Here is a 23,659-nt window from a genome sequence, read left to right on the forward strand (position 1 = left end):
CGTATGCCGAGTTTTCTCGTAATTCCGGCAATTATCGTCGGGGTGTTGTTGATTTTGGGTTTGGCGTTCTGGGCTCGTTACAAGACGGTCGGTCCGGATGAAGCCATGATCGTGACAGGTTCCTTTCTCGGGAACAAAAATGTCTTGACCGATGAGTCGGGGCGCAAGATCAAGATCGTGCGCGGCGGCGGCGCTTTTATCCTGCCGATCTTCCAGCAGGCGGAGTTTCTGTCGCTGTTGTCGCACAAGCTGGACGTGTCGACGCCGGAAGTGTACACCGAGCAGGGCGTTCCGGTGATGGCCGACGGCGTGGCGATCATCAAGATCGGCGGTTCGGTCGAAGATATCGCGACGGCGGCGGAGCAGTTTATGGGCAAGCCGGTCGATGCGCTGAAATCGGAAGCGCAGGAAGTGCTGGAAGGGCATCTGCGCGCCATCCTCGGCACGATGACGGTCGAGGAAGTCTACCGCAACCGCGACAAGTTCGCGCAGGAAGTGCAAGGCGTGGCGGCCCGCGATTTGAAGAAGATGGGTCTGCAGATCGTGTCGTTTACGATCAAAGACGTGCGCGACAAACATGGCTATCTGGAAGCGCTCGGCAAGCCGCGCATCGCAGCGGTCAAGCGCGATGCGGAGATCGCCGAAGCGGAAGCGGTGCGAGATGCACGGATTCAAAAAGCGCTGGCGGAAGAGCATGGGCAGAAAGCCGAACTGGTGCGCGATACGAACATCGCAGAAGCTGCCAAGGAAAAAGAGTTGAAAGTCGCGTCCTTTAAGAAAGACCAGGACATGGCGAAAGCGGAAGCGGACCAGGCGTACCACATTCAAGAGGCGCGCGCGAAACAGCAGGTGGTCGAAGAGCAGATGAAGATCGAGCTGGTGCGCAAGGAGCGCGAGATCGATCTGGAGACGAAAGAGATCGTGCGCCGCGAGCGCCAATACGACGCAGAAGTGAAGAAGAAGGCGGACGCAGACCGCTATGCGGTCGAGCAGTCGGCAGAAGCGGACAAAGCGCGGCGTATGCGCGAAGCGGATGCGATGCAATATAAGATTGAAGCGGAAGCAAAAGCGAACGCCGAGCAGAAGCGCTTGGAAGGTCTCGCCATCGCCGAAGCGGAGCGCGCCAAAGGTACGGCCGACGCGGAAGTCATCCGTCTGCGCGGTCTGGCCGAAGCGGAAGCGAAGGAAAAGCTGGCCGAGGCGTTTGAAAAATTCGGCCAGGCGGCGATCCTCGACATCATCGTGAAAATGCTGCCGGAACTGGCCGGGAAGATCTCCGAGCCGATCGGCAAGATTGATAAGCTGACCGTCGTCGACACCGGCAAAGGCGAAGGCGCAGCGCGCGTGAGCAACTATGTCACCGAGCTGATGGCAACCGCGCCGCAAATGCTGAAAGACGTGTCCGGTCTCGACCTCGAAGCGATGATCAAAGGCCTGACCCAGCGCGGCGGCACGAACGCTGTGCAGAAGGTGATCGAGCAAGTGCAGGAAGAACTGTAATCGCAGAGCTTAGGAAGCCAAATTTATCGCCTGCAGGCGGTAGATTTGGCTTTCATGCTATACTGGAAGCAACATCCAAGTTGTAGAGCTGGCCGGATTGTCCAGAGTATTTGAGAACGGTTAACGACCGGTTTTGCGTGGTTTCGCAAGTATGAAAGGGAAGTGTTCGCGATGGTTTTTTTACAGGTGATGGCGGTGCTCGTGTGTGTCTATTGGGTCGTCATGCTCGTCCTGAACGTGCGGGGTCTGAAAATGATTCCGGAGCTGACGGGGGGCAAGGTGAGCGGGGAGGAGCCGTTTGTGTCGGTGATCGTAGCCGGGAAGGATGAAGAGGCGGCGATCGAGCGGACGGTGGAGAGCTTGCTGGCTTTGGAGTATCGGAACTATGAACTGATCGTGGTCAATGACCGCTCGGAGGATCGGACGGGCGAGATTCTGGACGCGGTGCAGCAACGCGCCAAGGAAACAGGCTCGCAGGTGCGGTTTAACGTGATACATATCGAAACGCTGCCCGAAGGATGGCTGGGCAAAAATCACGCGCTGTACCAAGGGTATCAGCAGGCGAGCGGCGAGTACATGCTGTTTACCGATGCCGATGTGCGCTTTGAGCGCAACGCGCTGGGTGCGGCGATGGCGTATGCCGTGCAGGAACGGGCCGATCACGTGACGATGACGCCGACGATGGAGGCGAGCCGTTTCTGGCTGCGGGCGTTCGTGCATTATTTTCTGTTTTCGCTGTGCCTGTTGATCCGTCCATGGCTGCCGAATGTGGATACGCAGGACAAGGTCGGTTTTGGCATCGGGGCGTTTAATTTGATCTCGCGTGAGGCGTATGAACAGATCGGCACTCACAAGGAACTGCGCATGCGGCCGGACGATGATCTGCAGCTCGGCACGATGGTCAAGCGCGCCGGGCTGAAACAGCGTCTGGTCACCGGAACGAAACTGTTGACCGTCGAATGGTATCCGACGCTTGGCGCAGCGATCCGCGGCTTGGAGAAAAACACGTTTGCCGGGCTGAACTATTCGCTCCTCATGGTGCTGATCGGCGTGCTCGGGCAGCTGTTCGCCTTTTTCCTGCCCTTTGTCGGCTGGCTGCTGCTGGGCTGGGCGGGACTGCTCTACGCGGCGTCGGTCGTGATGATGATCTATCTGTATCTGCAGTACACGCGCACGCTCAGCCCTTATCGGGGCGAAGAGGTGATCGCATTGCCGCTGACTGCGCTGTTGTTCGTCTACATCATCGTGCGGTCGACCTATCTGACGCTCCGCCAAGGCGGGATCTACTGGCGCGGGACGTTTTATCCGCTGAAAGAACTGAAGCGAATGAAGCAGGGGAGAGGGATCTTGTGAAGCTTGAGATCATCAGGGACTATCATGAGCAGACCAAACATCATTTTCACCGCCATGCGCGGGCGCTGGCACAACTGGATTGGGACACGCAGCCAGATCCGTTTCGGACCTATCTAGGGGCGGTGCAGATTCCGCTGTTGAAAGTGGGGCCGACCGCCGAGCCGCGCTACGACGAGGCTTATGCGGCAGGTAGGATCGCACCGGCACCGCTGAATCTGCAGGGCATCTCCCAGCTTTTCTATGACAGCATGTCGATCGCGCGCTGGAAGATGTCCTTGGACGGCACCCAGAAGCGGGCGGTGCGGATCAACCCGTCGAGCGGGAATCTGCATCCCACGGAAGCTTATCTGTTGTGCGGAGCGGTGGCGGGCGTGAGCGATGCGCCGTTGGTGGCGCATTATTCGCCTCAGGTGCATGCGCTGGAAAAACGGGCCGAGGTGCCCTTCCACCTGTGGCAGCGGCTGAGCCGGGGGCTGCCGGACGGGGGCGTGCTGGTCGGGCTGACCTCGATCTATTGGCGCGAGTCGTGGAAGTACGGAGAGCGGGCGTTTCGCTACTGCCACCTCGATGTCGGACATGCGCTGGGCGCTTTAGCGGTCGCGGCGGCGGGCCTTGGCTGGCAGGTGCGGCTCGTGGAGGCGCCGGGCACCGGGCAGTTGAACACCCTGCTCGGCGTCGCCGGACAGGACGGGCCGGAAGCGGAGCATGCCGACTGCCTGCTCGCTGTGTGGCCAGCGGGCTGCGAACTGCCGGTGGAAGTGGTCGACCCGTCCGTGATGGAAGAGTTCGCGGGACTGAACTGGCTTGGCGAGCGCAACGTGTTAAGCCGTGATCACCACCCGTGGGAGATCATCGATACCGCGTCGCAAGCGGCTGTGAAACCGGAGACGCAGGAGACGCCGCGAAGGGTTTTCAAAACGAACAGTGAACGGAGCGGCAGTCGGCCTGCTGAGATGCGCGAGATCTCACTGCGCTCGCTGGTTCGAAAGCGTCGCAGCGCCGTCGGGATGGATGGGACGACAGGTATTTCCCGGGAAGTTTTTTATCATATCCTGCAGCGGCTGGCAGCCCCTGCGTTCGATGTGCTGCCGTGGGAGCCGAAGATGAGCATGGTGGTGTTTGTCCATCGCGTGGCAGGTCTGACTCCTGGCATGTACGCCTTGGTGCGCAACCCGGAGCATGTCCAGTCGCTGAAAAGCGCTGCGCACGCCTCATTCCTTTGGACGAAGCCGGAAACATGCCCGGAAGGCTTGGACTTCTATCTGCTGACCACCGGCGATTTTCGCAAGATTGCCCGGGACGGTTCGTGCGATCAGGACATCGCGTCAGACGGGAGTTTTGCCGTGGCGATGTACGCGGAGTTTGACCGGCCGCTGGAGGAGCAGGGCGCTTGGTTCTATCCCCGGCTGCACTGGGAGTGCGGACTGGCCGGACAAGTGTTGTATCTGGAAGCGGAGGCGGCCGGTGTCAGCGGTACGGGGATCGGGTGCTTTTTTGACAATCCGATGCACCGCACGCTGGGGCTGAAAGGCCGGCAGTGGCAGGATCTCTACCATTTTACCGTCGGCGGCGCTTTGGAGGACCGGAGGTTGACCGATCTGCCCACTTATGGCGAATAGCGGACATTCGTTCGAAAGGAGTTCTGCATGATCAACAAACGGCTCCAAGAATTGAGTCTGCTGGCCGGCGGCACCATCCTCGTGCTGGCTGCATCCGTCCTGCTGGTGACCGCGCTGTTCTGGGCGCTCGGGCAACCGATTAGCAAGTGGAATCTTGCTCTCGGAGCAGGCTGTGCCGCTTTGGCGCTGGCGTTTGGCGTCAACCGCTATGTGGAAGGGGCGCTGCGGAAAGCGGGCGTTTTCGCCGGGGTGCTGGCGTTTGTGGCGGCATTGTTCTGGCTGTCGGTGCAGCTCGGCGGGTCTTATTTGGATGTGTCTTATGACGGGCAAGGCTATCACACCACGGCGGTGATCAAGCTTCATGACGGGTGGAATCCGTTTCATCAGCCGGACACGGGCAATGTCTGGAACGATCATTACGCCAAAGGCGCGGAGACGCTCGCTGCGGCGCTGTACAAAGTGACCGGGCATCTGGAGCAGGGCAAGGCGTGGAACTTCCTGCTGCTGTGCGCTTCGTTTCTGCTGGCGTGGGCCGGGCTGCTCAGCTGGGACAGGCAGGTCTGGCGGGCGCTGCTCGGCGCTCTCGTGCTGGCTTGGAACCCGGTGGTGCTGAACCAGACGCTGTCCTTTTACCTCGACGGGCAGCTCGGCGCGCTGCTGCTCTGCCTGCTCGGGCTGGGCGCGCTGATCGCCGTGCGCGGCGACCGGTGGATCGCGCTGGTGACGGCGCTAGCGCTGGTGCTGATCCTGAACAACAAATTCACCGGTGTCGTCTATGCTGCCGTGCTGAGCGGCGGGCTGCTCCTGCTGCTGTACGCGGTCGGCAAGCGCCGGGTCGCCGGCGCGATGGCCGGGGTGATTCTCGCAGCGTTTGTGGCGGGCATCCTGTTTGTCGGCTGGAACCCGTACGTGTTGAATACACTGGAAAAAGGGCACCCGTTCTACCCGGTCGCCGGGGACGGGAAGCTCGACATCATGGCGCAGCAGGTGCCGGGCAACCTGATCGGGCTCCCGGCGTGGCAGAAGCTGGGCTGGTCTCTATTTGCCCGGTCGGAAAATGTGCTGGCGACGCAACAGGCGGAGCTGAAGCTTCCGTTCACATGGACGCAGCAAGAAGTGAAAGCGTTCCAAGGCCCCGACCCGCGCATCGGTGGCTGGGGTCCGCTGTTCGGCGGCGCGTTGCTGCTCGGGATCGTGATCGCGGGGCTTTGCTTTTTGCTCACCTCGTGGCGGCAGGCGCTGCTGGCGTGCGGCGTGCTGCTGCTCGTCATCTTTTCGGTGCTGCTCAATCCGGAAGCGTGGTGGGCGCGATTCACGCCCCAGCTGTGGCTGGTCCCGGCGCTGGCTGCCGCGTACGGGCTCTTGATCAGCAACCGTCGGGCGCTGCAAGCGCTGAGTCTGGTGTTGCTTCTGCTGATGGGGACGAACTCGTGGCTCACCTCGCACGAGTATTTTGCACGGCAAAGCGAATACTCGGCGCTGGCGAAGCAGCAGCTCGCCGCCTTGCAGCGCGCGTCGCAGGAGCAGCCGATCCCGGTCCTGCTCGGCACCGGTGCGCACGCGCGGCGGTTCGCCGAGCACGGGGTGAGCTTTGTCGCAGTGAAAAAGCTGGCTTGTGCCAGCAAGACGCAGTTGCAGGCATCGGTGACTTTCGTGTGCACGCCGCCGGAACTGAAGGAAAAAAAGGGCATGTAGGGAACTAGTTGTTGATGCAACAAACTCTAGAGACAAGGTGGGGTACATATGACAGCAATTGAATACGTACGTGGTTTGTTTGGGCAGGAAGATGAGATCTTGACCGGCGTCCGCCAGTCGATCGTCGACCGCGGCATGCCGACGATCTCCGTGTCGCCGGAAGTGGGCCACTATTTGACGATGCTCGTCAAGATGATCGGCGCGAAACACGTGCTGGAGATCGGCGCGCTCGGCGGCTACAGCGGCATTTGCCTGGCCCGAGGACTCGGCGCAGACGGCTCGCTGACCTCGCTGGAGCTGGAAGCGGACTATGCGGAACTGGCACATGAGAATTTGAAAAAAGCGGGCTTTGGCGACCAGGTGCAATACCGTCTGGGCGAAGCGCTGTCCAGCCTGGAACAGTTGGAGCAGGAAGGGGCGAAGTTTGACCTGTTCTTCATCGATGCGGACAAAGTCAACTACCTCAACTATTACAACTATGCGCTCAAGCTGGCCAACCCGGGCGCGCTGATCATCGGCGACAACGTGCTGCAGAGCGGCCGCGTGTACGACCCGGAGAACGACGGGGAAAACACGCTGGCGATCCGCGCGTTCAACGAAACGATCGCGACCGATGAGCGCGTCGATTCGATGCTGCTGCCGATCGGGGACGGCCTGTCGGTCACCCGCGTCAAATAGGAGGCTGAAGATGAAGACGCTGTTGTTGTGGGACATCGACGGGACGCTGCTACGCAACAAAGGGGCGGGGAAGCGGGCGATGAACCGGGCGTTTGCCCAGCTGACCGGGGAGGCAGGCGCTTTTGACAGCCTCGACATGGCGGGCGGCCTCGATCTGAATATGATCGGCGGCGTGTTTGCCAGCTACGGAGTGGATGCGTCGCGGATGGATGAGTTTTTGACGCTGTATTACCCGTGTCTGGAAGACGTCATGCGCGATGGGAACTCCATGCTGATGCCCAACGTGCTGCAGGTGCTGGAACGGACGGAGCAAGACGAGCGCTTGTATAACGCGTACGGCACGGGCAACGTCGAGCGGGGGGCGCGGATCAAACTGGCGCATTTCGACCTGAACCGCTTTTTCCCGGTCGGCGGGTTCTGCTATGGGCCGGTCGAGCGCTGGCAGTTGCTGCAAGACGGCGTGGCGCGGGCGAAACAGCATTATGGCGTCGACTTCGCCCCCGAGCGGGTGATCGTCATCGGCGACACGTTGAAAGACATCGCAGCGGCCCGCAAGATCGGTGCCAAAGTCGTGGCCGTCGGCACGGGCGGCCATGCCTATGACGTGCTGGCAGAGGCGGAGCCGGACCTGCTCTTGGCCGATCTGAGCGAAGAGGAGCGCTTCTTCGCTTTCCTCAGCGAGTAAGCAGGCGTCCGCCCGGAGACCCTACCTTCAAGGAAGGAGGGATCGTCGATGGGCGAAAAAATCGTAGCCGTCCAAAAAAACGGCGACGGCGACATCACCGCCGTCAAAACGGATACCGGCCGTGTCCTGCAATACGATCAAGCGATCACCGAAGCGAAAAGCGGCAACCTGGAGCATGTTGACGTGTTCCAAAAATACGGGCGTGACATTTTGCGCTCCGAACCGGATGGGATCAAAGAAAACAATCTGGACAACTTGCCGCAGTTTTAACGAAGAAACGCCCCGTTCCTATGTGGAACGGGGCGTTTTATCTTTACGCTTTCGGAGCAGCAGATTTGATTGCTTCGGAAACGCTCTCAAACTTGTTGAAGTTCTGGACGAAGCGGGAGGCAAGGTCTTTCGCCTGTGCATCGTACGCTTCTTTGTTTTCCCAGGTGTTGCGCGGGTTGAGGACTTCGGACGGCACGTCTGCGACTGCGGTCGGGATCGCCAGGCCGAAGATCGGGTCGGTTTCGTATTGCGCCTTGTCGAGGGCACCTTCGATCGCTGCGGTGACCATCGCGCGGGTGTAGGACAGCTTCATACGGGAACCGGTGCCGTAGCCGCCGCCGGTCCAGCCGGTGTTGACCAGGTAGACTTTCGCATCGTGCTTGGTGATCTTCTCGCCGAGCAGCTCCGCGTACACGGTCGGGGCCAGCGGCAGGAACGGTGCGCCGAAGCAGGTGGAGAAGGTCGCTTCCGGCTCGGTGATGCCGCGTTCGGTGCCGGCGAGCTTGGACGTGTAGCCGGACAGGAAGTAGTACATCGCCTGTTCCTTGGTCAGTTTCGCGATCGGAGGAAGCACGCCGAATGCGTCTGCCGTCAGGAAGACGATCACGTTCGGATGGCCGCCGACGCTCGGGATCACGGCGCCCGGGATCGCATCGAGCGGGTAGGCTGCGCGGGTGTTTTCGGTCAGTTGGTCGCTGTCGTAGTCCGGCAGGCGGGTCTCGCGGTCAACCACCACGTTTTCCAGTACAGATCCGAACTTGATCGCGTTCCAGATCTCCGGCTCGTTCGCTTGGGTCAGCCGGATGCATTTTGCATAGCAGCCGCCTTCGAAGTTGAACACGCCGTTGTCCGACCAGCCGTGCTCGTCGTCGCCGATCAGGTTGCGGTTCGGGTCTGCGGACAGGGTGGTCTTCCCGGTGCCGGAGAGGCCGAAGAACAGCGCGACGTCGCCCGACTTGCCGACGTTGGCCGAGCAGTGCATCGGCATGACGCCTTGCTGCGGCAGCAGGAAGTTCATCACGGAGAAGATCGACTTCTTCATTTCGCCCGCATAGTGTGTGCCGCCGATCAGGACGACTTTTTTCTCGAAGGAGACGAGGATGAACGTCTCGGAGTTGGTGCCGTCAACCGCCGGGTCGGCCGAGAAGCTCGGAACGGCGATCACGGTGAATTGCGCTTCGTGCTTTGCCAGCTCTTCGGCGGACGGACGGATGAACAGCTGGTGCACGAACAGGTTCTGCCAGGAGTATTCGTTGATCACGCGGATCGGCAGGCGGTAGGTCTCGTCAGCCCCTGCAAAACCGTCGAATACGAACAGCTCTTCCTTGGTCTTGAGATGGTTCAGGACTTTCGCGTAAAGGGCATCGAACTTTTCCTGATCGAAGGGTTGGTTGACCGGACCCCAGTGCACTTGGTCTTGGGAGAGCGCGTCCTGGACGATAAACTTGTCTTTCGGGGAACGCCCGGTGTATTTGCCAGTGGTTACGCTGAGTGCGCCGGTGGAGGTGGTGATGCCTTCGCCATATTTCACTGCTGTTTCCATGAGAGTGGGTACGGAAAGATTGCGGTGTACGGTCGTATTGTTCAAGATCTCTTGGAGCTCAGCGGTCATCATGTTCGTTGTCATGGGAAAAGTTCAGTTCCTTTCCTTTGGGGATAGCTGTTATTATAATAGTAGTCAAACGTGGAAATTGGTGCAACACAATTTGACAATTGGTTACTCGTTTTTTCTTAATTAGGTCATACTATTTGCCTTAAGTATAACACAATGAATTTGGGACGTGTATCGTTTTTTCATGAAAATTTGGCAGGTTTATGTCCGACTGTAGTGTATCCAAATTAAGAGGAAAAAACAAGGAGGAGGTTGCCGCATGATGATCAGACTGATCGCCATCGATCTCGATGATACGCTGATCGCCCGGAGCGGGCAGGTTCCGGAGGCCAATTGGACAGCCCTCCGCCGTGCGCAGGACGCCGGAGTGCGGGTGGTGATCGCCACCGCCCGCGGATTCGCCGGGGCGAAGCGCTTTTATGACCCGCTGGGGCTCGACACACCGATGATCGTCTCCTCCGGCTCAAACGTTGTCGACGGGCGCACCGGGACTGTACTGCGCCGCCGCCTGCTGCCGCTGGAGTTTGCGCGGGCGGTCGCGGAGTTTGCCGACGAGCATGACATCGCGCTGCGCGTGTACGTCGGGAGCGAGGTCTGGAACAATTTCGACTACGACCCGGTCAACGGCACCGACCGCACGGTCGAGCGGACGGTCGCGCGATTGCATGAGCAGCTCGTCGAGGCGCCGTATCAGATTTTTGTAAAAGGGAACCGGGAAGCGCAGCTGATCCTCCGGGAGTTTGGCGAAGCTGGGGACGGGTATTGCTGCCGACATCACGTCTATGGCGACGGCATCTCCGAGCTGAACATCCTGCACCCGCAAGCGACGAAGCAGGATGCCCTGGCCGAGCTGTGCGCGGCGCTTGAAGTGCCCCGCGAGCAGGTGATGGCGCTGGGGGACAGCCGCAACGACCTCGGCATGATCCGCTGGGCCGGCCTTGGCGTCGCGATGAGCTGGGCGCCGTCTGACGTGCAGGAGGCCGCCGACTGGGTGCTGCCCGCCGATGCGGAGCGGCTGACCGGGGATCAGGATGCGGAAGTCGCCGAAGCGATTCTGCGTTTTGTGCTGCAGGCGGAAGAACAACAGAAGAGTTCCTAAACGGATCGATCCGGCTCCTGGTGAGCCGGATTTTTCGTTTAAAAGTATATTTGGAATGTTATTGCGATCGTAAGAACGGATGTGCTATTTTTAAAGGTGTAGACTTACTTACTTTTTGCACTTTTTTCTAAGTAATCAAGCGGACGATTTAAACCGACGAGTCGAAATGAAAACGGGAGGCGCTATCCGTGAGTGAAATTGACGGAATGTTAGGACATCTCATGACGAAAAAAGAACAGCATCAACTGCTTGTTTTGTGGAACGACACGGCGGCGGAATTCCCCCGGGAGCTTTGTTTGCATGAGCTGTTTGAACAGCAGGCGGAGCGGACGCCGGATGCGCCGGCCGTTTTGTATCAAGAGCAGCTCCTGACCTACGGGGAGCTGAACGCACGGGCGAATGGCGTAGCGGAGCGGTTACTGCAGCAGGGCGTCGGCCCGGATGTGCTCGTCGGGATCTCGGCGGAGCGCCGGCCGGAGCTGGTCATCGCCGTGCTTGGCGTATTGAAAGCGGGGGGCGCTTACCTGCCGCTCGACCCGGACTATCCGACGGAACGCCTGCTGTACATGCTGGAAGATTCCGGCGCGCCGGTCTTGTTGACGCAAACGCATCTGTCCAAACGTTTTGCCGGCACAAACGCGCGCCTGTTGTTTTTGGAAGACATGACCGCTGCACAGGAAGCAAATGTGACATCGGCTGTGACGGCAACAGACCTGGCCTATGTGATCTACACGTCCGGCTCCACCGGCCGGCCGAAAGGGACGATGATCGAGCATCGCAGCATTGTCAATTTTGTCTGGGACATGAAATCAAGACTGGAGCTGGGACCGGACAAACGGGTGCTGCAGGCCGCTTCGTTTAGTTTTGATGCTTCGGTGATGGAACTGTTCACGGCGCTGACTACAGGAGCCCTGCTCTGCATGGCCGATCGGGAGGACCTGCTGCCCGGTCAGCCGCTCGTCGACCTGTTGCGGGAACTGCGCATTACCAACTTGCTGCTGCCCGCTTCTGCGCTTGCCCAGCTGCCCGACACCGACCTGCCCGATCTGACCACGCTTTGCAATGGCGGGGAAGCGTGCTCGGCGGAACTGGCTGCAAGGCTGTCGAAAGGGCGGCGTTTTTTTAACTTTTACGGACCGACCGAAGCGACGATCGCCACTTCGGCGGAGCGATGCGACGGGTCGCGCAAACCGCCGATCGGACGTCCCTTTTCCAACGTGCGCTATTACGTGCTCGATGAGCAGTTGCGCCCAGTGCCGGTCGGCGAGCCGGGTGAGCTGCACATTGGCGGCTCCACGCTGGCTCGCGGGTATCTGAACCGTCCGGAGCTGACGGCGGAGCGGTTCTTGCCCGATCCGTTTGTGGACGAGCCGGGTGCGCGGATGTACAAGACGGGCGACCTTGTGCGCTGGCTGCCGGAGGGGACGGTGGAGTACCTGCGGCGCATCGACCAGCAGGTGAAACTGCGCGGACTGCGCATCGAACTGGGCGAGATCGAGCAGCAGCTTGCGGAGCATCCGCAGATCGGCGAAGCGGTGGCGATCGTGCGTGAAGATCTGCCGGGTGACCCCCGCTTGGCGGCGTATGTCCTGCCGCTTCCGGGCGAAGCGGTGTCGGGGCGTGAACTGCGCGACTTCCTGCACGATCGTCTGCCCTCGTTTATGGTGCCCGGCGCGGTGGTGGTGCTCGACCGCTTGCCGTTGACGCCAAACGGCAAATTGGACCGCCAGGCGCTTCCGGCGCCGATCTGGTCGCGGGAAGAGCTGTCCAGCAAGTATGTCGCGCCGCGCGACCCGGTGGAAGCGGCGGTTGCTGCTGTCATGGCGGTCGTGCTCGGCGTGGCGGAACTCGGCGTGCAGGATTATTTCTTGGAGCTGGGCGGTCACTCGCTGCTGGCGACACAGGTGATCTCGCGGGTGCGGGAGCAACTGCTGGCCGACGTGACGGTGCGCGACCTGCTGGAAGGGCAGACGGCGGAGATGCTTGCCCTGGCGGTCAAACGTCAGCAGGCAGCAGGCGTGGACGCACCGGGCAAGATCGTCCGCCAACATCTGCAGCAAGCACCGCTGTCGTTTGCCCAGCAGCGTTTGTGGTTTATGCAGCAGATGGAGAGCAGGAGTGCGGCCTACAACACACCTTATGCGGTACGTCTGACCGGATCACTCGATGCCGAGCGGCTGATCGCGGCGCTGCAGGAAGTCGTGGCGCGGCATGAGTCGCTGCGCACCGTCTTTGTGACGGAAGACGGGCAGCCGGTTCAGATCGTGCGTGCAGAGCGGAATGCGGCGGTGACGGTGCAGGATCTGCGCGGCATGGATGACCGTGAAGCTCTTGCGCGGCAGATGATGGCGGACGCGGCCGGAGAACCTTTTGATCTGGAAAAAGGGCCACTGCTGCGCTGCGACTTGGTGCGGCTGGAGGATACGGCGTGGCTGCTTCTGCTCAATTTGCACCACATCGTCTCGGATGGTTGGTCGATGGGCGTGCTGCTGCGCGAACTGTCGGCGCTGTATGCCGGACAATCCCTTTCGGAGCTGCCGATCCAGGTGATCGACGCGGCGGCGTGGCAGCGGGAGCGTATGCAGGGGGAGACGCTCAACAACCTGCTGACGTTTTGGAAGGAGCAGGCTGCGGGGGCTCCGTCTGTGCTGGATTTGCCGACCGATCAACCGCGCCCTGCGGTGCAAAGCGGGCGAGGTGCCGCACAGTTCTTCACGGTGCCGGCCGATCTGGCTGCACGCTTGAAACGGCTGGGGCAGCAGGAACAAGCAACGTTGTTTATGACCCTGCTCGCCTCGTACCAGGCGCTGTTGCATCGGTACACGCGGCAAGACGATCTCTTGGTCGGATCGCCGAGCGCGGGCCGCACGCGGGCAGAGTTAGAAGGGCTGATCGGCTTTTTTGTAAACACACTGGTCTATCGGGCCGATTTCTCCGGGGAGCCGAGCTTTCGCGAACTGTTGCGGCAGGTGCGCGAACGCGCGCAAGCTGCGTATGCGCACGAGGAACTGCCGTTTGAAAAACTGGTCGATGAGCTGCAGATCGAGCGCAGCTTGAGCCATCATCCGTTGATTCAGACGATGTTTACGCTGGAGAGCACAGCGCCCGTACAGTCGTGGCAGCACGAGAGCCTGCAGGCTGACTATGTGCAGATCGATGGCAAGACCAGCAAGTTCGATCTCGCGCTGCGCCTGATCGTCACGGCGGACGGGCTGTCCGGGGAGTGGGAATACAGCACCGACCTGTTTGCCGCCGAGACGATCGGACGGCTGACCGGACATTTTTTGACGCTGTTGCAGGGAATTGCCGCACAGCCGGACGAAAAGGTGGCGCTCTTGCCGCTGTTGACGGAGGCGGAGCGCCTGGCGCTGCTGCCCAATGAGAGCGCTCCGGCTCTGCTAGCTGCGCCGGATGGCTGCATTCACCAGCTCATCGGGCGGCAGGCGGCCGCGACGCCCGATGCTTGCGCGTTGCGGTATGCGGGGCGTGAGATGACGTATCGCGAGCTTGAGGTGCGGGCGAATCAGCTGGCCCGCCATTTGCACGCAGTGGGCGTGGGGCCGGATGTGTTAGTCGGTCTGTCTGTGGAGCGGTCGCCGGAGATGATCGTGAGCATGCTCGGCATCTTGAAGGCGGGCGGCGCGTATCTGCCGCTCGACCCTGACTATCCGTCCGACCGGCTGGCCTTCATGCTGGAAGATGCACAGGTGCAGGTGCTGGTGACGCAGTCACAGCTGCTGGACCGCTTGCCGCATCAAGGCGTGCGGACGGTGTGTCTGGACCGGGATCGGGCCGTGATCGCTGTCGAATCGGCCGATCCTGTTCCGTCGAACGTGACGGCCGGACATCTGGCGTATGTGATCTACACGTCCGGTTCGACCGGCAAGCCGAAGGGCGTGCTGCTTGAGCATTGCGGCCTGTGCCAGCTGGTCGCGGCGGTGAATGAGCGGTTCGACATCCGGCCGGGCAGGAGGGTGCTGCAGTTTGCCACCTTCAATTTTGACGCGTCGGTGTATGAGATTTTTACCACGCTGACCGGCGGGGCGACGCTTGTGCTGGCCGACAGCGACACGCTGTTGCCAGGTGAGAATCTGCAGCGCTTGCTGCGCGCGGAAAAAGTGAACACGGCGATGCTGCCTCCCGCTGCGCTGGCCGTGACGAGCGCGGACGGCTTACCCGACTTGCAGACGGTGATCTCCGGCGGGGAGGCCTGCACGGCGGAGCTGGCTGCGCGGTGGGCGAAAGGACGACGTTTTCTGAATGCGTACGGGCCGACGGAAGGCACGGTCGCCGCCACGTTGGCAGACGGTGTGGACGGCAGCCAAAAGCCGCCGATCGGGCGGGCGTTGCCGCATGTGCAGACCTATGTGCTGGACCGTCATCTGCAGCCCGTGCCGGCCGGAGTGCCAGGGGAGCTGCATATCGGCGGCGCGGGGTTGGCTCGCGGGTATCTGAATCGGGAGGAATTGACCCGCGAGAAATTTATCCCGCATCCGTTTGCGGATGGGGCGGCGTCGCGGCTGTATAAGACGGGTGACCTCGTGCGCCTGCTGCCAGACGGGCAGCTCGATTATCTGGGCCGCCTCGATGATCAGGTCAAGATCCGCGGATTCCGCATCGAGACGGGCGAAATTGCGGCAGCGCTTTTGCAGCATCGGGCGGTGCGCGAAGCGGTCGTGGTGGTCATGGAGGCCAAGACGGGTGAAAAGCGACTGGTCGCATATGTGGTCGCCGAGCCGGAACTGACGTTGTCTGACGGGGAACTGCGCGCGTTTTTAAAAGAGTCCTTGCCGGGCTATCTGGTACCCTCGGCATTTGTCCTGCTGGAAAGACTGCCGCTCACCGCCAACGGCAAGGTCGACCGCCGGGCACTGCCTGTGCCGGATGCCGCGCTTTGGACGGCCGAGTACGTCGCGCCGCGCGATGAGGTGGAGCGGCTGACAGCGGAGATCTGGCAGGACGTGCTCGGTGTCGAGAATGTTGGGGTCCGCGATGATTTCTTTGCGCGGGGCGGGCATTCCCTGACGGCGACACAGGTTGTGTCGAGATTACAGCGAGCCTTACAGGCGGATGTGACGGTGCGTGACCTGTTTGCCGGGCCGACCGTGGAGGAACTGGCTGCCCGGATCAGGGGGCGTGCGCAGCAGGAGGCACCCCCTGCTGCAGAGATCGTGGCGCGGGAACGGGTTGACGGTATGGCACCGTTGTCGTTTTCCCAGCAGCGGCTGTGGTTTTTGCAGCAGCTGAAGCCGGATTCTGCCGCCTACAACATCCCATTTGCACTGCACCTGCGCGGGGCGCTGGATCTGCTTATGCTGGAGCGCAGTTTGCAGGAGTTGGCAGGGCGGCATGAAGCGCTGCGCACCACCTTCGCCGAACTGGAGGGCAAGCCGGTGCAGGTCATCGCCCGGCAGGCCGATCTGAAGCTTGTCGTGCAGGAGATTCCGGAAGCGGAGGTCGAACGCTTGGCGCGGGACGAAGCGCAAACGCCGTTTGACTTGACGGCGGGACCCCTGCTGCGCGCGACGGCGCTGCGAGTGAACGAACAAGAGCACGTGCTGCTGCTCACGATGCACCACATCATCTCGGACGGCTGGTCGATGGGCATCTTCCTCCGCGAACTGACGGCGGTCTACCGTGAGTTGGAGCAGGGCGGTGTGCCGCAATTGGCCGAGCTTCCCGTGCAATATGCCGATTACGCAGAATGGCAGCTGGAGCGGTTGCAAGGGGAGAAGATGGAGCACCTCACAGGTTATTGGAAGCAAAAATTGAACGGGGCGCCGACCGTGCTCGAACTGCCGGCCGACCGTCCGCATCCGCCGGTGCAAAGCTATGCCGGGGCGTATTGTCCGCTTGTGCTGTCCAAAGCGTTGACCGAGCGGTTGAAAGCGATGTGCCAGGCGGAAGGAGCGACGCTGTTTGCCGGGCTGCTGGCGGCGTATCAGGCGTTTCTGTACCGCATGACGCGCCAGGAAGATCTGCTGGTCGGATTCCCGGCGGCGGGACGCAACCGGGCGGAGACGGAAGGTCTGATCGGATTTTTCGTCAACACGCTGGTCAGCCGGGCGGTCTGCGCGCCGGAGATGACGTTCCGCGACTTGCTGGCTCAGGTGTCTGAAGGCGTGCTCGAAGCGTATGAGCAGGAGGAGATGCCGTTTGAAAAGCTGATTGAGGAACTGCAAGTGCCGCGCAGCCTCAGTCACAATCCGCTAATTCAAACGATGTTCCTGCTGGAGCAGGAGCCGGTGCAAAGCCAGTGGCAGCTGCCGAACCTCGAAGCGGAGATGCGGGAGACGGACAGCGCAGCGGCGATGTTTGATCTCACGCTGCACCTGACCGACACCGGGCAGGGTCTGGCCGGGGGCTGGCAGTACAGCACCGACCTGTTTGACGCAGCGACGATGGAACGCATGAGCGGCCACCTGGTGACGATGCTGGAAGCGCTGACCGCCGATCCGGGGCAAAAGCTGGCCGGTCTGCCGCTTTTGACGGCGGAGGAGGAGCACAGGCTGCTCGTGACGTGGAATCAACAGGAACACGCTCCGATTTCCCGGACTTGCATCCATGAACTGTTTGAATTCCAAGTCGCACAACGGCCCGATGAGACGGCGGTGGTGTACGGCGCGGACGCATACACCTATGGCGAACTGAATGAGCGCGCCAACCGGTTGGCGCACAAACTGCGCACGCTCGGGGTCGGCGCGGAGACGCTGGTCGGCGTATGCATGTCGCGCTCGGCGGAACTGCCGGCTGCGCTGCTGGGCATTCTCAAGGCGGGCGGGGCGTATGTGCCGCTCGACCCGGACTATCCGGCCGAACGCATCGCTTTGATGATGGAAGATGCGGGCGTCTCGGTGCTTTTGACCGAACAGAAGCTACTGTCGCATCTGCCAGAACACGGGGCGCAAGTCTTGCTGTATGAGGACACGGCAGATGAGCCTGCCGAAACGAGTTCCGCAGTCGTTGCCCCTGATCAGCTTGCATACGTCATCTATACGTCCGGTTCCACGGGACGTCCGAAAGGCGTGGCGGTCGAACACCACAGCGTCCATGCGCTGATCGAATGGTCGCGTAGGCAGTATGCGCCAGACGAGCTGGCCGTCGTGCTCGCTGGGACGTCGATCTGCTTCGACTTGTCGGTGTGGGAATTTTTCGTCACGCTGTCGCTCGGTGGCAAACTGGTCATCGCCGACAATGCGCTTGCGCTGCCCAACCTGCCGAACAAGTCGGAAATTACGCTGATCAACACCGTACCTTCGGCGATCACCGAACTGCTGCGGCAGAAGGCGATCCCGAAATCGGTGCGCGTGGTGAACCTGTGCGGGGAACCGTTAAAACGGCAGATCGTCGACAGCCTGTATGCGCTGGGGACGGTGGAAAAGGTGGTCAACGTGTACGGTCCGACAGAAGACACGGTGTACACGACGTATAGTCTGACCCGCGCCGGACAGCCGGTCACGATCGGCCGGGCGATCGACCGCGAGCGGTTATTTGTCCTCGATGAACAGATGCGCCCGGTGCCGATCGGTGTGGCCGGCGAGCTGTACATTGGGGGAGCAGGTCTGTCACGGGGCTATCTGCACCGTGCGGAATTGACAGGGGAGCGTTACTTGAACAATCCGTTTGCGCACGGGGAACGTCTGTACCGGACGGGCGACTTGGTGCGCTGGCTCGCCAGCGGCGAGCTGGATTATCTGGGCCGCCTCGACCATCAGGTGAAGATCCGCGGCTTCCGCATCGAGATCGGCGAGGTGGAAGAGACGCTATTGCGGCACGAGGCGGTGTTGGAGACGGCGGTGATCGCACGGGATGACCATGCGGGAAACAAACGTCTGATCGCCTATGCCGTGCTGGAAAAAGAGTCTTCGGCGAGCGCTCTGCGCGCCTATATGAAAGCAAGTCTGCCCGATTACATGGTGCCGTCTCTGTTTATGCTGCTGGAGGAACTCCCGCACACGCCAAGCGGCAAGATCGACCGCAAGCTGCTGCCCGTTCCGGATTTTTCCGCCCTGCAGTCCGAACAGGGGCTCGAGCCGCGCAATGAGACGGAGCGGGCGCTGGCAGCTCTTTTTGCGGAAGTGCTCGGCTTGGAGCGCGTGGGTGCGGATGATAACTTTTTCGAATCGGGCGGGCATTCGCTGCTGGCGACCCAACTGATCTCCCGCATCCGGGATCACCTGCAGATCGAACTGCCGCTTCGGGCCTGCTTTGAAGCGCCGACGGTGGCGGAGCTTGCAGAACGCCTGCGGGAGGCGGGAGCAGTCCGGACAGACATGATCCCGAGCGGGGAACGGGATGGCATCCTGCCGCTATCGTTTACACAGCAGAGATTGTGGTTCATGCACCGTCTGCATCCCGAGAATCCGATGTACAACATGCCGACCGTGCTTCGGATGTGCGGAGACTTGAACCTGCTGGCGCTGGAAGCGGCGCTCGGGGAGATCGTCCGCCGCCATGAAGCGCTGCGCACGGTCTTTGTGCAGCAAGGCGAGGAAGCGGTGCAGGTCATCGGCGAACCGAAGCCGCAGCGCGTCACTCTGCTCGATCTGTCCCGGCTTCCGGAACCGGAGCGGGAAGCGGATGCGAAGCGCATCCTGCACGAAGAGACGCATCGCCCGTTCGAGCTCAGCAAAGGACCTCTGCTGCGGGTGATCCTGCTGCGTTTGAGCGATGAAGAACACGTGATGCTCCTGCTCGTGCACCACATCATTTCGGACGGCTGGTCGAACGGTGTTTTGACCCGCGAACTGACAGCGTTGTATGAGCAATACACGGGAGGAAAGGAAGCGGCGCTGCCCGCTTTGCCCGTTCAGTATGCCGACTATGCCTGCTGGCAGCGCGAATGGCTGCTCGGCGGGGAAATCACCGATCAGCTTGGGTATTGGCAGGAGCAGCTCAGCGGGGAACTGCCTGTGCTCGCCCTGACGACCGATCGTCCCCGTCCGGCCGAGTTCAGCTATCGCGGTACCTGTGAGCCGTTCCAACTGTCGGAAGAGCTGACGGCGCAGCTGAACCGTTTGTCCCGGCAGGAAGGCGTGACGCTGTTCATGACCCTGCTTGCCGCCTTCAACACCTTGCTGCACCGTTATACAGGGCAAGATGACATCATCGTCGGATCGCCGATCGCCGGACGCAGCCGGGCGGAGATCGAGCAGCTGATCGGATTCTTTGTCAACATGTTGCCGCTGCGCACCGACCTGTCCGGGGACCCGACCTTCCGCGAGCTGCTGCAGCGGGTGAAGCGCGTGACGCTTGGCGCTTATGCACATCAGGACGTGCCGTTCGAACAGCTGGTCGATGAGGTCAAGCCGGAGCGCGACCTGTCCCGCACGCCGTTGTTCCAAGCCTGCTTGATCTTGCAGAACCTTCCGGACCAGGTGTGGCGTCTGCCGGGCCTGACGGTGGAAGCGCAGCCGGTCACCAGCGACACGGCGAAATTTGACATCACCTTTGCGATGCAGGAGCAAAACGGCAGGCTGCACGGGGTAGTTGAGTACAATACGGACCTGTTTGACGCCGCTACGATCCGCCGCATGACCGGACACTGGTCGAATCTGCTGGAGAGTATCGCTGAAGAGGCGGGGCGGCCGCTGTACGACCTTCCTTGGCTTTCGGAAGCGGAAAAACACGACCTGCTCGAGCGCTGGAACGACACCCGGACCCCTTACCCGAGAGACAAAACCATTCAAGCGTTATTTGAAGAGCAAGCGGCCCGCACCCCGGACGCGGATGCCGTGCTTTTCGCGGGGGACAACATGACCTATCGCGAACTGAACGAGCAAGCCAACCGGGTGGCGCACCGTCTGCTCGCGCTTGGTGTGCAGCCGGATGAACCTATCGGCATCTCCGTTTCCCGTTCCTTCGATCTGCTGATTGGCGTGCTCGGCATCGTAAAAGCGGGCGGCGCGTACGTTCCGCTCGATCCGGAGTATCCAAACGAGCGGCTGGCCCTGATGGTGGAAGACGCTGCGCTGAGGATCATCCTGACGCAGGAGCATCTGCTCGCCGACCTGCCGGACACACAGGCAGTCCTGCTGTGCCTCGATCGCGACCGGGAGGTTTGGGACAACGAGAGCTGCGAGAATCCGCCTTGCCGGACCACCAGCGATCATCTGGCGTACATCATCTACACGTCAGGATCGACCGGCCGTCCGAAAGGCACATGCATCCCGCAGCACGCGGTCAGCCGGCTGGTGAAAAACAGCAACTATGTGCAGTTCACCGCCGAAGATACGATCGCGCAGGTGTCCAACTCGGCATTTGACGCGGCGACGTTCGAATTCTGGGGCGCGCTGCTGAACGGCGGACGTCTGGTGATCCTGCCTAAAGAGCTGGTGCTGGACGTAGACCTGTTCGCCGCGGCGATCCAAGAGCACAACGTCACATCGATGTTCCTCACCGTCGCGCTGTTTAACCAGATGGCGGCCGTGCGGCCAGACGCCTTCCGCACGATGCGCGACCTGCTCGCCGGCGGCGACGCGCTCGACCCCAAGTGGGTGAAAGCGGTGTTGGAACACGGCGCACCGAAGCGTTTGCTCAACGGCTACGGCCCGACCGAAAGCACGACGTTTGCGGCGTGGCACGAGATCAAGGCGGTGCCGGAGGGAGCGGTGTCCATTCCGATCGGCCAGCCGCTTGCCAACACCTCGCTGTACGTGCTCGATGTGCAGATGCAGCCGGTGGCAATCGGTGTGCCGGGCGAGCTCTACATCGGCGGCGACGGGCTGGCCCGCGGCTATCTCAACCGTCCCGATCTGACGGCAGAGCGCTTCGTGCCGCATCCGTTCAGCGCGGAGCCGAACGCCCGGCTGTATAAGACGGGAGATCTCGTGCGCCGTTTGGCGGACGGCAACATCGAGTTTATCGGCCGCGTCGATTTCCAAGTCAAGATCCGCGGCTTCCGCATTGAACTGGGCGAGATCAAAGAAACGCTGCTCCGCCATGAACTCGTCCAAGACGCGCTGGTGCTGGCCCGCGAAGACGAGCCGGGCGAAAAGCGCATCATCGCCTACGTCACGCCCAGCGGGGAGGAGAGCGGCCTCGCGCAGGTCCTGCGCCGCGATCTCAAAGAGCAGTTGCCCGCCTACATGGTGCCGGCTGTGTTCCTCGTGCTGAAAAGCCTCCCGCTCACGCCAAATGGGAAGATCGACCGCAGTGCACTGCCCAAGCCGGAAGACATGCTGCCGGAAACACATCAGGTCGACACACCGCGCCAAGCCGGACTGGAATCGGATCTTCGCAGCGTCTGGCAGGAGGTGCTGGGCAGGCAGGATGTCGGACTGCACGACAACTTTTTCGATCTGGGCGGGCACTCGCTTCTGCTGAGCAAAGCGCACCAAAAAATCCAAGAGCGAATCGGGCGCACCTTCCCGCTGGTAACCATGTTCAAACATACCACGGTGGCCGCCTTGACCTCCTTTTTGCAAGGCGACCGCCCCAGCGCTGAGCGGAAAAAAGCGGAGCATGGCACTCCGCGCACCGAGAGCCGCAGCATCGCGATCATCGGTATGGCGGGGCGCTTCCCGGATGCAAGCGATCTTGCCCGCTTCTGGCGCAACCTTGCAGATGGAGTGCAATCGGTGCAATTTTTCCCGGAAGAGCAGCCGGCGATGGCCTTGCCGGGAATGGTGATGGCAGGCGCCTTGCTGCCGGACCCGGAATACTTTGATGCTGAATTCTTCGGCATGTCTGAGCAAGAAGCACTGTTGACCGACCCTCAGCAGCGCCTGCTGCTCGAATGCTCACAGGAAGCGTTGGAAAGCGCCGGGTACATCCCGCAGCGCTTCGACGGCAAGATCGCCCTGTATGCGGCGGGGGGAGAGAACAAGTATGCACAGCTTCTGCTGCAAGATCCGTCTCTGCTGCAGGAGACGGAGAACTTGATTCATTTTTCGACCGGCAATGATACCAACTTCCTGACCACCAAAGTTTCCTACCGCCTGAACCTGAAAGGCCCAAGCTTTGTTGTGCAGACGGCCTGCACCGGGTCGGCCGTGTCCATCCACCTCGCGTGCCAAAGCCTGCTCGCCGGGGAAAGCGACATGGCGCTGGCCGGGGGCACCAATGTCAAAGTGCCGCAAAAACAAGGCTATCTCGCATTTGAAGGTGGGCCGTACTCCTTCACGGGCGAGAACTGCCGGCCGTTTGACGCCGATACGGAAGGGGCGTTTGTCGGCTTCGGCACAGGGGTCGTGCTGCTCAAGCGTCTGGACGATGCGCTCCGGGACGGCGATCCGATTCATGCGGTGATCCGTTCTACCGCTTTGAACAACGACGGCGCAGCAAAAGTCGGATTCACAGCCCTTGGCGCAGAAGGCATCGAGCAGGTCATTCGCGAGGCGGTCGACCAGGCGGGCATCGACCCGCAGACGGTGACCTACATCGCCGCACACGGGATGGGCACGCCGCTTGGCGACGCGATTGAAGCGGACGCTTTGGCTACCGTCTACGGCGCGGGCGCGGAAAAAACGGGCTGGTGCGCGCTCAACTCGATCAAGCCGAACATCGGTCATACCGGTGTCACGGCGGGCGTCGCCAACGTGATCCACACGGTGCTTGCCATGCAGCACAAAGCGCTGCCGCCCTTGTTGGGATATCGAACGCCGAATCCGCAGATCGAGGTTGCGAACAGCCCGTTCTACTTCAACACCGCTTTGACGGCATGGGAAACGGAGCCGGGAGTGCCGCGCCGCGCCGGGGTCAACTCCTTTGCGCTGGGCGGCACCAACGCGCACCTGATCCTCGAAGAAGCGCCGGCGCTGCAGTCGGAACCTTCGCAGCGCGCCGAACACGCGGTGGTGCTTTCGGCGAGGACGCCGGAAGCGTTGGAGATCATGGCGAACAACCTCGCCGATCATCTGGAGCAGCACCCCGGACTAACGCTTGCCGATGTCGCGTACACTTTGCAGACCGGCCGCGCCGTGTATGCTCACAGCCGCGTCCTGCTCTGCCGCGACGTGCCGGATGCGATCGCTCAACTGCGCGGCCAGCAGCAGCGCACCGTGTCTTTGGAAGAGTTGGATTGGAGCACGCACTATGCGAACGAAAAGCGCCTTCGTGTGCCGTTGCCGACCTATCCGTTCGAAAAGAAACGCTATAGCGTGGAGCCGCAAACAGCAAAAACCACCCTCTGACGAGGGTGGTTTTTC

9 protein-coding genes and 1 pseudogene are annotated in these 23,659 nt (G+C 61.4%); 9 read left to right on the forward strand and 1 reads right to left on the reverse strand.

Features of this window, described 5'->3' with window-relative positions:
- Positions 1 to 3: 3 nt before the first annotated feature.
- The 7 genes and pseudogenes from EV586_RS15580 to EV586_RS15610 form a co-directional block, all read left to right on the forward strand.
- Positions 4 to 1,500, forward strand: a complete 1,497-nt coding sequence (locus EV586_RS15580) for a flotillin family protein (protein WP_132946044.1) — start codon at positions 4 to 6, stop codon at positions 1,498 to 1,500.
- Between the two features lie 171 nt (positions 1,501 to 1,671).
- Positions 1,672 to 2,853, forward strand: coding sequence for a glycosyltransferase family 2 protein (locus tag EV586_RS15585; protein ID WP_132946045.1), 1,182 nt, complete (start codon positions 1,672 to 1,674; stop codon positions 2,851 to 2,853).
- Positions 2,850 to 4,472: a SagB/ThcOx family dehydrogenase gene (locus EV586_RS15590; RefSeq protein ID WP_132946046.1), complete on the forward strand. Its 1,623-nt coding sequence runs from the start codon at positions 2,850 to 2,852 to the stop codon at positions 4,470 to 4,472. Before EV586_RS15585 ends, EV586_RS15590 begins: the two co-directional genes overlap by 4 nt.
- Before the next feature lie 27 nt (positions 4,473 to 4,499).
- A complete protein-coding gene (locus EV586_RS15595; RefSeq protein ID WP_132946047.1) occupies positions 4,500 to 6,167 on the forward strand; it encodes a hypothetical protein in 1,668 nt (555 codons plus the stop codon).
- Between the two features lie 48 nt (positions 6,168 to 6,215).
- Complete coding sequence (locus EV586_RS15600) at positions 6,216 to 6,845, forward strand: O-methyltransferase (protein ID WP_132946048.1); 630 nt, start codon at positions 6,216 to 6,218, stop codon at positions 6,843 to 6,845.
- A gap of 10 nt (positions 6,846 to 6,855) precedes the next feature.
- Entirely contained in the window at positions 6,856 to 7,530 is a 675-nt protein-coding gene (locus tag EV586_RS15605) for an HAD family hydrolase (protein WP_132946049.1), read from the forward strand.
- Positions 7,531 to 7,581: 51 nt separating this feature from the next.
- Positions 7,582 to 7,800: pseudogene (locus tag EV586_RS15610) on the forward strand (DUF3892 domain-containing protein); the annotation flags it as partial.
- Positions 7,801 to 7,843: 43 nt separating this feature from the next.
- Here EV586_RS15610 and pckA read toward each other — a convergent pair.
- Positions 7,844 to 9,427, reverse strand: a complete 1,584-nt coding sequence (pckA, locus tag EV586_RS15615) for a phosphoenolpyruvate carboxykinase (ATP) (protein WP_132946051.1) — start codon at positions 9,425 to 9,427, stop codon at positions 7,844 to 7,846.
- 244 nt (positions 9,428 to 9,671) lie between these two features.
- On the opposite strand from pckA, the gene EV586_RS15620 reads away from it, so the two are divergent.
- Positions 9,672 to 10,511: an HAD-IIB family hydrolase gene (locus EV586_RS15620; protein ID WP_132946052.1), complete on the forward strand. Its 840-nt coding sequence runs from the start codon at positions 9,672 to 9,674 to the stop codon at positions 10,509 to 10,511.
- A 188-nt stretch (positions 10,512 to 10,699) separates the two neighbouring features.
- A complete protein-coding gene (locus EV586_RS15625; RefSeq protein ID WP_132946053.1) occupies positions 10,700 to 23,644 on the forward strand; it encodes a non-ribosomal peptide synthetase in 12,945 nt (4,314 codons plus the stop codon).
- Positions 23,645 to 23,659: the final 15 nt, after the last annotated feature.

It is taken from the genome of Tumebacillus sp. BK434 (assembly GCF_004340785.1).
Taxonomy (GTDB): domain Bacteria; phylum Bacillota; class Bacilli; order Tumebacillales; family Tumebacillaceae; genus Tumebacillus_A.

Coding starts and splice junctions, on each gene's coding strand:
- EV586_RS15580 (WP_132946044.1), top strand. CDS start 4: ATGCCGAGTTTTCTCGTAATTCCGGCAATTATCGTCGGGGTGTTGTTG.
- EV586_RS15585 (WP_132946045.1), top strand. CDS start 1,672: ATGGTTTTTTTACAGGTGATGGCGGTGCTCGTGTGTGTCTATTGGGTC.
- EV586_RS15595 (WP_132946047.1), top strand. CDS start 4,500: ATGATCAACAAACGGCTCCAAGAATTGAGTCTGCTGGCCGGCGGCACC.
- EV586_RS15600 (WP_132946048.1), top strand. CDS start 6,216: ATGACAGCAATTGAATACGTACGTGGTTTGTTTGGGCAGGAAGATGAG.
- EV586_RS15605 (WP_132946049.1), top strand. CDS start 6,856: ATGAAGACGCTGTTGTTGTGGGACATCGACGGGACGCTGCTACGCAAC.
- pckA (WP_132946051.1), bottom strand. CDS start 9,427: ATGACAACGAACATGATGACCGCTGAGCTCCAAGAGATCTTGAACAAT.
- EV586_RS15620 (WP_132946052.1), top strand. CDS start 9,672: ATGATGATCAGACTGATCGCCATCGATCTCGATGATACGCTGATCGCC.